The 11,585-nt window shown below is 51.1% G+C and carries 10 protein-coding genes; 2 read left to right on the top strand and 8 right to left on the bottom strand.

Annotation, left to right across the window (positions count from 1 at the left end):
- Positions 1–133 precede the first annotated feature (133 nt).
- From ACY69O_RS03765 to ACY69O_RS03735, 7 genes are all read right to left on the bottom strand, one after another.
- Positions 134–2,527 (bottom strand): FAD-dependent oxidoreductase, encoded by a 2,394-nt coding sequence (locus ACY69O_RS03765; RefSeq protein WP_462332135.1) that lies wholly within the window; start codon positions 2,525–2,527, stop codon positions 134–136.
- Positions 2,528–2,544: 17 nt separating this feature from the next.
- The gene (locus ACY69O_RS03760) at positions 2,545–4,176 is read right to left on the bottom strand and encodes a glutamate synthase-related protein (RefSeq protein WP_462332134.1); all 1,632 of its coding nucleotides are present in this window, start codon (positions 4,174–4,176) and stop codon (positions 2,545–2,547) included.
- Positions 4,164–5,264 (bottom strand): class II glutamine amidotransferase domain-containing protein, encoded by a 1,101-nt coding sequence (locus ACY69O_RS03755; protein ID WP_462332133.1) that lies wholly within the window; start codon positions 5,262–5,264, stop codon positions 4,164–4,166. The genes ACY69O_RS03760 and ACY69O_RS03755 overlap by 13 nt, the downstream gene beginning before the upstream one ends.
- Before the next feature lie 512 nt (positions 5,265–5,776).
- Positions 5,777–6,166 (bottom strand): bactofilin family protein, encoded by a 390-nt coding sequence (locus ACY69O_RS03750; RefSeq protein ID WP_462332132.1) that lies wholly within the window; start codon positions 6,164–6,166, stop codon positions 5,777–5,779.
- A 19-nt stretch (positions 6,167–6,185) separates the two neighbouring features.
- A complete protein-coding gene (locus ACY69O_RS03745) occupies positions 6,186–7,112 on the bottom strand; it encodes a peptidoglycan DD-metalloendopeptidase family protein (RefSeq protein ID WP_462332131.1) in 927 nt (308 codons plus the stop codon).
- Between the two features lie 161 nt (positions 7,113–7,273).
- Positions 7,274–7,948: a uracil-DNA glycosylase gene (locus tag ACY69O_RS03740; RefSeq protein ID WP_462332130.1), complete on the bottom strand. Its 675-nt coding sequence runs from the start codon at positions 7,946–7,948 to the stop codon at positions 7,274–7,276.
- 120 nt (positions 7,949–8,068) lie between these two features.
- The gene (locus tag ACY69O_RS03735; protein WP_462332129.1) at positions 8,069–10,072 is read right to left on the bottom strand and encodes a methyl-accepting chemotaxis protein; all 2,004 of its coding nucleotides are present in this window, start codon (positions 10,070–10,072) and stop codon (positions 8,069–8,071) included.
- Between the two features lie 369 nt (positions 10,073–10,441).
- Between ACY69O_RS03735 and ACY69O_RS03730 the strand changes: the two genes are divergently transcribed.
- Together ACY69O_RS03730 and ACY69O_RS03725 are read left to right on the top strand one after the other, a co-directional pair.
- A complete protein-coding gene (locus ACY69O_RS03730; RefSeq protein ID WP_462332128.1) occupies positions 10,442–10,897 on the top strand; it encodes a PaaI family thioesterase in 456 nt (151 codons plus the stop codon).
- On the top strand, positions 10,890–11,336 hold the full coding sequence (locus ACY69O_RS03725; protein ID WP_462332127.1) for a PaaI family thioesterase: 447 nt from the start codon (positions 10,890–10,892) through the stop codon (positions 11,334–11,336). Before ACY69O_RS03730 ends, ACY69O_RS03725 begins: the two co-directional genes overlap by 8 nt.
- Positions 11,337–11,393: 57 nt before the next feature.
- On the opposite strand, the gene ACY69O_RS03720 is transcribed toward ACY69O_RS03725, so the two are convergent.
- The coding region (locus ACY69O_RS03720; RefSeq protein WP_462332126.1) for a hypothetical protein at positions 11,394–11,585 on the bottom strand (192 nt) is incomplete at its 5' end.

Raw genomic sequence — 11,585 nt, 5'->3', positions numbered from 1 at the left:
TTTTTAATGCTAAGGCTGTTTTATGAAAAGAAACTGGTCATTTTATTAGATTATTTTAAGGAATTCTTTCATTTTTGTTCCATGATGTTATGTCAAAGATTAAAAAATTAGAGCCTGGTCACACGAGCAGGCTCTAATTTGAATTCATATTACGAGCGTAGTACTGCGCGCGGCGCTTCTCCATATCTTCTTTGCCGTAGGTGTGGTACATGTGGATAGGCTCAGGATTGTCCTGAAGGCTCCATACGCCGCAGGGGCATACACCCGCGCAGATGCCGCAGCCGATACATTTTGCAGGGTCGGATACATATTCCCACGTACCATCGGGCAAAGCATTTCGGGTTATTGCCTTTTCAGGGCAGGAGTTCAGACACATGCGGCAGTCACGGCAGGTGCCGCAGCTCACGCAGCGGTTGTGGTCTTCCTCGGGATTGTCCGGCAGGTCGCAGTGGTGGCACTTTTCAAAGTATGCTCTTGAAAGGCGCTCCATGGGGATGACCTTTTTCATGACGACAGGAGTGATTGCCTCGCCGCGTACGAACTGGTCTACGCAGTGCGCCGTCTGAATTCCGTCGCCGATAGCGTCCGTAAGGCGGCCCGGCTTCACCACGTCACCCGCCGCGAATACGCCCGGCATAATCATTTTTTCTTCGTTGGGCACCAGCCAGTCCTCGCGGAATTTTTTAATGGAAGGGTCATCCGGCAGGAAATCCTGTGTTTCCGGGGCTTCGCCAATGGAAACAATGACCTGGTCCGCTTCAATGAAGCGTCCGTCCTTCGCATAGATTCCCTCGGGAGTTATCTTCGTGGTGACGAAGGGCCATACGATTTTTCCGCCAAGCTCCAGTATGCGGTGAATTTCCTTCTGGAACGCCGCAGGACGCTGAACGTCTACGAGGGTGACCTTTTCCGCGCCCAGCTCGTATGCGTCGGAGGCAACGTCCATGCCCGAGTTGCCCGCGCCGATGACAACCACGTGACGGCCCACCTTCGGGTGCTCTCCCGCGTTTACTTTTTTAAGGAAGTCGAGGCCCATGGTGAGGTGCTCGATTCCTTCCCACGGGAAATAACGGGATTTCGTTCCGCCTGTTGCCACGATAAGGGCATCGTGCTCCGTGCGCAGGGCTTCAAATTTCGCGTGGTCAACGCGGCAGCCCGTGACGAATTTCACGCCGATATCCTGTATGCGCTGCAGTTCTTTTTCCAGAAGGTCGTGAGGAATACGGCTTCGCGGAATGACCTGCTCCATCTTGCCGCCAATGTTTTTTCCTTCATCATATACGGTGACACTGTGCCCCTTCAAAGCTAGCTGCCATGCTGCCGACAGTCCGGCGACACCGCCGCCGATAACACCGACGGATTTATCCGTATGCTGCTTGGGCGGCTCAACCTTTGTCTGTGCTGATTTCGCGCCAAGAGCGCCAATCTGTATTGCTTCGTCGATGCTTCCCCGGGTACAGCCCTCCATACAGGGATTCGGGCAGAGGGTTCCGCAGACGGAGCCCGGGAACGGCGTGTATTTCAGGACGAGCTTCAGGGCTTCTTCCTCTTTTCCCTCGCGGAGAAGGTCAAAACGTCTTTGCGTAGGAATGCCGCTGGGACAGTTGAATTCGCAGGGGGACGCGAATTTTCCGTTGTCCCACGACGGCACGCGCAGGCGGTAGAGTCCTTTGTTTACTGTGGGAATAACCGCGAAATCGTCCATTGCAACGTCACTGAAAATACCGCCGCGCACCCAGTCGGTCATGCGGAAATCGGAAAGGTTCGGCTGGGGTTTCGGTTTCTTTTCCGCAAAGGTCAGTGGACGGAGTTTTTTCCATTCGCTCCAGTCGGAAAGCTCCGCCGCAAGCTCCGGTTTTTCAACGGAGTCCAGGAATGCTCCCATTCCTCCTGCAAGGAATGCGCGGTCCTCGTCCTCCAGATCAAGGCAGAGGATATCATTTGGCAGGGCAGGAACCTCTCCTCGCACGTAGATGAGACCGCCGACCATTCCCACGCAGGCGCGCTCGCCCAGAACGGACGCGAACTGTCCGCTGTCCCAGCCGCAGACTACGACGCGTCCGCCGCCCATGAACTCAAAGGAGAAGCTGCCCACATTTTTAAGAATCCACATTTCGGGCTCTTCGTAGAGTGGGTCGTGCTTCATGAGGGAGCCTGTACGGGCGCCCGCACGGCCTCCGATATATATTTTTCCTCCCGATGAGCAGTGTCCTGCCGTGTCGCCCGCGTCCCCGCGCACGGTGATGATACCGCCCGCGTTGAGCCAGCCCACGTCAGCAGGAGCAGGGCCCTCAACGACGATTTCCGTGTTGTCGAGACACATGGAGCCCACGCGCTGGCCGGGATTCGTTACATGAAAATGAAGCGTCTTTCCCTCGGGGTGCCACAGCGGCCCTCCGATATCGTGCTGACCGGAGCCCTTTATCTCAAACTCTGTCTCTCCGGACGCCACCGCCTCCTCGATTTTCAAAAGGAGGTCCTGTGTGGACATACGCTGATGTCCTTCCATTGTATCTATCTGAAACATCACAAATCCTCCTTTTATCAGCAGACGTACTGGATTCCCAGCTTATCAGCCACAGCCTTGTCCGTGGAAACGAGCGCGTCACTGCGTCCAACAGGCAGGGAGCTGTTGCCGATAGGCGCCATGAGCTTTCTAAGCTCCATATCAAATGCAAGTACATAATCAACGATTTTCTGTGCGCCGCGGTCCACATCAAGACGCTTTACGAGGCGCGGATCCTGGGTGCAGATGCCCGTGGGGCATTTGCCTGTGTTGCAGGCGTTGCAGCGGCCCTTTTCGTTTCCTATACAGCCCAGAAGCTGAATGAGAACCTTGCCGCAGAATACGCCGTTTGCACCGAGGCATATCATCTTGAATGCGTCCGCCGCGGCGTTGCCCGTAAGGCCGATACCGCCGCCTCCGTAGAGAGGAATCTGTCCCTGCAGACCCTGACGGACCGCGGAAAGATAGCAGTCGCGGATTTTCGATACCACAGGGTGTCCCGTGTGGTCAAGGGATACCTCCGCCGCCGCGCCTGTACCGCCCTGAATACCGTCAATGAAGAAACCACCGCAGATTTTGTAAGGGTCGCGCAAAAGGTTGTGATATACGGCAACAGATGTGGCTGACGCCGCGCATTTTACGGCAACAGGAACACGGAAGCCGAATGCCGCGTTCAGGGAGAGATGCATTTTCTGCACGGATTCCTCAATGGAATAAAGTCCCTGATGATTCGGCGGCGAGGAAAGCGTAGCCTTCGGTACGCCGCGGATAGCCTGTACGTGCTCCGCAACCTTTGCCTCGGGCAGAAGGCCGCCGTCGCCCGGCTTTGCGCCCTGTCCGATTTTAATCAGGATTCCGCCCGGGTCCGTAACCATGTGGGGCATTGCCTTTATGATACGGTTCCAGCCGAAATGTCCGGACGCTATCTGAATGATGAAGTATTTGAGATAATCCGACTCAAGGAGCTTTACGGGCATACCGCCCTCGCCGGAGCTCATGCGCACGGGAAGATTGCATTTCTCATTGAGATAAGCCGTAGCAAGAGCCATAGCCTCCCAAGCCCTTGTGGAAAGAGCACCGATTGACATATCCGAGAAAATGAGCGGATAAATCCAGCGGACAGGGGGCGTGCGGTGCGCCATCTCCAGCCTGTCTCCGCTGACGGTGAGCGGAAGCTCCTTCGGGGAAAGAACACGTCCGAAGGGGGCGCGGATATCGAAGGTATGCCGGACGGAGTCGAGCGCCGGGTCCGTCATCTGTGAGATACGGCCGACGATAATACTGTCCAGAGTACGCTGTGCGTTAAGATTCGTGCGGCCGCCGCGCTTTACAGGGCCGTTGTCCCTGGAGAGCAGTGCTTTTCTGTCGTCGGGATTGCGAACGGGACGGATAGCGTTGTTCGGGCAGACGCGCTCGCACATACCGCAGCCGCGGCACATGTGTGCCAGGTCCTTTTTCTGCTTTATTATGGAGAGCGCAAGCTGACGGCGCACAGGGGTCGGCTGATTCTGCTCAGACACGGTCATGGACTGGCGCTGCACCACGACCTCGATTGCGTTAAAGGAGCAGCTTGCTACGCAGCTTCCGCAGCGCGTACAGCGCTCCGCGTGATATTCTATGCGCCACGGCAGGTCGTTTACCGCGACGTCCTGTACTTTTATTGTTTCCATCTCTCTACCTCCAGGTCGTTATTGATAACGACTACTTCACGTTCATTCGGGTACACATCCTTCGAGGCATCACGGTTCGGCATGATTTCATTAAGACCGCAGACCTCGGAGGAAATAGCCACCATCTCGCCGTCGCCGCCCACAACTACAGGGCGCAGCTTTTTCGAGTCACAGCAGGTCATCATGCGGCCATCGGGAAGCCCCGCGATAATGGTATTCGGTCCGTTAATCTCAAGGTTCGCCAGAGACTGCCGGATTGTAGTGAGTACCTCTTTATCCGGACGTTTTGCAATCTCGGAAAAGGGCAGCGGCGTGATGACGTGCTTGTAGTACGAAATGGGCCATTTCAGCTCGTGAAGCACGTAGTGAAGTGTATAGAGGAAGTTCTGCGAGTCCGACTCAAAGCCGATATACCCGCGGAACAGGGATTTCTGAAACTCCGTGTTCTTAGTGAAGAACGTATTCTCTCCGTTGGCGCAGAGGGTGTAGCCCTGAAGGAAGAACGGGTGCGCAGCGTAGCGCACGATATCATAGTTCGTATTCTGGCGGCACTGCACGATAATATTTTTCGCCAAAAGGCAGCCGTTATCGTCCCACAGATGGAAATATGTAGCGATATCCCTAGGGTCGCCTATCTCCTTGAGAGTCAGCACGTCGGGCCAGAAGGAATATACGTAGCCCTCGCCCGTTTCCTCAAGCATTTTCCGAAGGGCAAGACGCGTATCCAGCAAAAGAGCCTCCCGTGCATCAGGGTCCTTTACAAACTCCGGATAGTCGTAGTTACGGAATATATAGAAGGGAAGCGCCTCTATATTGAGGTTAGGCTGCTTGTCAGGCACCGGCACCCAGGCGGCCAACTGGGTGAAGTGATGCTTGTCCATGTATTCTTCAACGAGGCGTGCTCCTTCACGGGTGCAGGCCATGGAAAGCAGCGGTTTGTCCTTGTACTGCGAAAACACACCGTATAAATCCTGCATGACCATAGCAAAGCCGGAATTGTCATAGCCTTCCTGCTGCGGCAGCATCAGATGCAGTGCCTTAGACGGATGCACCGGCACTTTGCTCTTGATTGCTCCTATCCTACACATTCATAATCACTCCTCAATAAAATACATTTGTCCTCACTCACTGTATGTAGTGTGCAGTTTTTATTATAAAAATCGTAAAGTTCTCTGTCAATGCAACGAAAAGCGTTCAATTTTCAGAAATAAAAAGAGACTGCTTTCATTTCGAGAGCAGTCTCATGTGCTTTTTTCGTATAAACATGCAAAAACTGTATATTTATACACTCTAATATTAATTTTATGTATAGGAAATCCTTTTGTACCCTATATTCTCAGCATTTTACCTGCTGATGCATAAGGGTTCTTCACTGTATACTTTTTCATCTGCCGAAAGCGTTGTTCTGTTTTGTTCTAAAATCCGCACGCTAATGTATACAATATTATTATAGAATCCATGCGTTCCATGACCTTATCGGCATAATAAAATGTAAGCTGTTCACGGGTTGCATTATCACACATCAGCAGCGCACAAATAAAAAAGAGGCCGCGGCAGAGCTTTTCGTTCTGCCACAGCCTCTTTGCTGTCTTATTTGCTTTTATGCCAAGGACGGCTCGCCGTCATCGTGGCTGCGTACCGCCATCTCGCTGCGGCCTTTGAAGATACCGCCATCGAGAATGTTCAGGCTGCGAACCTTGACATCACCTATGAGCTGTCCCGACGGCTGAATGCAGAGAGCGCCGTCCGTCTCTACATTGCCCTTTACGAAGCCTGCAACAACAAGGCTGCCTGCTTTGATATCACCGTTTACAAGACCGGATTCGCCGATAATAGCATCGCCGTCAACAGCGATACCGCCGTCAACGCGGCCGTCTACGCGGATATTTCCGCTGCCGGCAATCTGGCCGTTGATAGCCGTTGATTTGCCGATAATCGTCTCAATATCGTCCATGGGATTATCGACGCGCTTTTTCATACTCTCAAACATTATAACTGCCCCGCTTTCCTTAGAACAAATAGCTGGAAGGGTCAACCACTTCTCCGTTCACATGAACCTCGTAATGAACATGAGGGCCTGTGCTAAAGCCTGTGCTTCCCATATATGCGATAACCTGACCCTTTTTGACGGTCTGTCCTGCCGTAACAACGACTTCCTGTGCGTGACCGTAACGTGTCCAAATTCCATTGCCATGGTCGATATCAACCATGTTGCCGTATCCGCCGGAGTTCCAGCCGGCCTCCGTCACAACGCCGTCTGCCGCGGCATAAATCGGCGTGCCGTAATCATTTGCAATATCAATTCCCGGATGGAAATCAGAACCACTCCAGCGAAGACCGAAGGGCGAGCTTACGTCACCGCTCGACGGCCAGATGGACGGTGTTACTGCGCTCAGACGCTGATGTATTGCGGCAATCTCCTGCTGCTGTGCAAGTGCCGAGCGGATAGTCTCAAGATTTGCACGGCTCTTCTCAAGACGTCTCTCAATATTATCCAGTGCCATACTCACATTTTTAACATCAGGTTTTACCCACGGGCCGCCTGTACCGTCATGGGACGCCACAGAAGCATCAGCCTCAGGCTCATCAGGAATCGTTCCCGAAATCTGCTGCAGCTCTCTCTCAATCTGATGAATCTGGTCCATCTGATCCTGCAGCGTGTTCGCCTTCTTGGCAAGCTGTGAAAGCTGCTCCTGCTGCATGGAGTTGACCTGCTGCAGGTCGTGGATTTCGCTTTTATCCTCTGCTGCCGAGAAAGCACTGTACGTAGCAAAGCTCGTTGCTCCGAAAAAGAGCAGCGCACCTGCTGCGAGAGACGCGAGTCCGTACTTAAAAAGACGAATAGGCACTCTGATGCTGTGCACGTTTCCGCCCTGATGCGGAATTATCTTGATCGTATACTCCCGGCGATCTTCCGGTTTTACTTGCCTTACCAAAGAAAATCCTCCAAACTTACCTTACGACGGGAAATACTCGCGGTATTTCCTCTATAAAAAACACTCAAAAGCACAAAGATGTGCCTTATCATTTTATCATACATAACAAATTTACGGCACTATGCTATTTTCCTATTTTTTGCGATTAAAGTCCCAATTTTTTAAATATTTGGGAGCTGCCACTCAATTGGCGTCTGCCCCGTTTTTACCAGAAACTCATTTACCCGCGAAAATGGGCGGCTTCCGAAGAATCCGGCGTACGCCGACAGTGGACTCGGATGCGGAGATTCCACAATAAAATGCTTCGGATTGGTTATCATGGATTTTTTCATTCGCGCGGGACGTCCCCATAGGATAAAAGCCATAGGCTTTTCCCTTTCGTTGAGAATGGAGATTATACGGTCCGTAAAAATCTCCCAGCCCTTGCCACGGTGAGAGTTTGCCTTGTGCGCGCGTACTGTGAGCACGGTGTTCAGAAGCAGCACTCCCTGGTCAGCCCACGGCTTCAGGCACCCGTTGTTGGGCACGGTACAGCCCAAATCCGTAGAAAGCTCCTTGAAAATGTTTATAAGGGACGGCGGAGGCGGTACTCCCGGCTTAACGGAAAAGCTCAGCCCGTGAGCCTGTCCCGGCTCATGGTAAGGATCCTGCCCGAGAATGACAACCTTCGTATCCTCCAACGACGTATAGTGCAGCGCGTTGAAAATATCATACATATCAGGGAAAATCTTCTGCGTGCGGTACTCCGCTATCAAAAAGTTTCTCAGCTCGCGGTAGTACGGCTGCTCAAGCTCAGCCTTCAAAGGCACTTCCCAGTCGTTATGAAATATCTGCATTTTTCCATCTCCTGAAGAGAGTCTACCTATATAATACCACCTTTCTCCAACATTTTATCTTAAAAATGGGGTAAAAAACATCCGTGCCACTTGGGCACGGATGTTTTAGTATTATCTGTATTAAACTCTGAACTTATCAACAGCGCCTTTAAGCTCATCAGCCAGCGATGCAAGGCTGCGGCTTGCAGATGCAACTTCCTGCATGGAAGCGGACTGCTCTTCTGTTGCTGCCGAGACAGTCTGAGCCTCTTCGGAGTTCTTCGTGCTGATATCCTTGATGGAATCCATGGACTGGCGCATTTCCTGAGACTGGTCAGCCATTACACGAACACTGGAAGAAACCTCGCTGACACCGTCTGCCAGCGTTGTGATAGCTCCGCTGATATTTGCGAAGACTTCGTCTGCGGAAGAAACTGCCTCGCGGCCGTTCTGTACGCTGTCTGTACCTGCTTTGCCGGCTTCGACAGCTTTCTGCATATCAATATTGTTCTGAGCAACCAGGTCAGCAATCTGTTTGGAAGATTTACCGGATTCCTCAGCCAGTTTTCTGACTTCGTCAGCGACAACCGCAAATCCGCGGCCATGCTCACCTGCACGCGCAGCCTCGATAGCAGCGTTGAGTGCAAGGAGGTTCGTCTGCTCTGCAATGCTTGTGATGAGCTCGACGATAGAACGGATCTCCTCGGAGCCTTTAGCAAGCTGCTCGATGGATTTCTGAACCGTTTCCGTTGCTTCGTTAATGGTATCCATGTGATGGACAACCTGCTGGATGGATGCACGTCCGCTGGATACCTGCTCAACAGCAGAATGAGTATCCTTTGCAAGAGCCTCTGTGCGGTCAGCAATATTAAGAGCAACCTCTGCCATTCTGCCCGCAATGTTGTTTGCGTTCTCAGCATCATGGGACTGCTCCGTAACACCTGCAGCGATTTCCGTAATGGAGCCTGCTACCTGGTTTGCAGCCTCTGCAGACTGATGAGCTGCTGCCGTCAGCTCCTCACTGGAGGACGCAACACTCTCGGATTTTTCGTGGATGCCTGTCAGGAGCTTGCGCATTGTGCGGCGCATATCATTGAAGCCCTCTGCCAGCTCACCGATTTCGTCGTTGGATTCAACAACAACACGATCCTGACGGAGATCACCGCCATTGATGATACGGCATTCCTCAAGGAGTGCCTTGACCGGATCGGAAACTCTCTTCGCGAACATGAAGATAACTGCTACTGCGACGAGAATCGTAACAATAGAAATACCAATCATTGCCTTGAGAAGCATAGAAGATGCTGCCTCAACCTCTTTTACCGGAGCGCAGGCAATAGCAACCCAGCGGCGGCCGTCCATATGAACCGGCGACATAACAGCCTTGTTCAGGACACCCTTACGAGTCTTGTAATACGTAGAAACTGTCTTATCCGTGGAGAGCGCCTGAGCAAATCCGTCGAGAAGACGCTGGTCAAGGGGCTGCTCCTTGTTTGTAACCGTAAGATTCAGCTTGCCGACTGCATCAGGAAGCTGCTTGTAACCAATGCAGATACCGCTTTCATCTGCAACATAAACATAACCCGTATCCATGAACTTGAATTCGCCCATGATATCCGACAGAGCCTCAAGCTCAACCGTTCCGAACACAACGCCTACTGCACGGCCGTTCTCAAGAACCGGATATGCGAGAATAGTAATAAGCTTTCCTGTGGTACCGGAAACGGACGGACCCGTCATAACCGGCTTGCCCGTGGACATTGCGGTTTTGAAATACTCACGGGAACCGCGCTCCATGTCAACATTCTTGTCGCTGATAGCATGACCTGCGGCATCAACGTACGCCAGCATCGCAAAACCCTTGGTGCGGGTCTTCATGTCAGCCAGTACAGCTACGCGCTGTTCACGCGTACCGTTATGAATGATTGGGTGCTTTGAAAGCTCATCCAAACGGATTTCCTTCTCCTGCATGATTTTTTCGAGTTCTTTACCTGCCTGCCCTACAGTTGCGCGGGCGAGCATGTCTGCGTCTTCAACAAGCGCATTGTTCGAGATGTAGTAACTAATCGCGGTCAATATGACGAAACACACGATAAACAACGGCAAAAGGACCGTGAGGAACCTTGCCCTGATACTAGAAAACATATCTCTTCCTCCCTTTCCATATAAAACGTCTATACATGAATTATATAATATAACTATTTGTTATTCAATATAAATATCGCATATTTTTTAGGATATTTGTATTATATCCATTTATAGTAGTACCTAATGCCCATAAAATTATCGGTTTCAAACTATCATTTTCCTTGATTTTTTAAGGAAAATATTTTTAGCTGTATCAAATCTTAAAATCAAATTATTTTTTCTGTGAATATATTCCTATAAGGTGCTCTATTATATTTATATAAATTTTTTAACATAAATTAACATAACCTTTGCTATATTTTATTGAAGGAAATTTTCTCAATTCAGTGTATAATATAGTAAGATTGTATGGGAGGGCGAATCATTTTGGAAAAAAAGATTATCTTGGAAAAACTCCGGGCACTGTATCATACGAATCCCTTTGTGCGGCTCCTGGATATAGTCATTGACGACGCGGGGCCCGGCTGGGCAAAGAGCCACATGCTGGTCCGCCCTGAGCTTGTGAACATGGCAGGCTATCTGCACGGCGGCGCCCTCGAAACCCTCGTGGACAATCTGTGCGGCGTTGCGGGACGCACCCTGGGAAAAGATGTCGTCACTCAGAATATTGCCCTCAGCTACATAAAAAATATCCGCGAAGGAGACACAGCCCACGCGGAAACGCGAATCCTTCACAACGGAAACCGTACCATCGTCATGAAGTTCGAAGCCGTCTCCGACAGCGGCGCGCTTCTCTGTGAAGGCACGGCAACCATGTTTGTAAAGAGAACCGATGAAAATTTCACCGATTTATGGGACGAAGGGAGCGCCTGCATTGGATAAGGAAACCTGCCTGAGAATAATACAGGATATATTCAGCACCAACGAATTTGTTAAACACTGCGGCATCATCATAGATGATGTGGAATGCGGTGTATCTCATCTTCACATGGATATAGCAAAAGAGGTTCACACGAACCTCACGGGCTTCGTTCACGGCGGCGCCCTGAACACTCTGGCTAACACAGCCGTAGGAGTTGCCTGCTGCACAGTAGGCGCGCGGACAGTCACCCTGAACATCACAACAGACTTTATTTCAAACCTGCAGGCAGGACATACCGCATGGGCTGAAGCTCATGTGAAGCACAGAGGACACTCAACTATCGTGCTCACCTGCGACATATTTGAAAAAATGCCCGACGGCACAAAGCGCCCCCTGACACACTCCATCGCCTCCATGTTCGTGCAGGCAGATGATGACCGCGTGCCGAAAGAATGGTAAAAATAAACCCTGTTCCTCGTATCTTCGAAGAACAGGGATTTTATTATTTGTGTAGCCTCATAAATTCAATTCGGTTAATGCCTTTTGCACATATTCACTTTGTGCTCCTCTTCTCATGTGCATTCCGTCAAAAAACGCTTTATTATCAAGTCCTATTGATGAGGGATTGTATCCTCCTATAATAACAATACCATTCGCAGCTGCAAAATTACGATACCATCTCTCTGCGGCAAATACATTACTATACTT

Source organism: Schwartzia sp. (in: firmicutes) (assembly GCF_978017985.1).
Note: the sequence above shows the minus strand (reverse complement) of the source record. Positions and strands in the feature narration are given on the sequence as shown.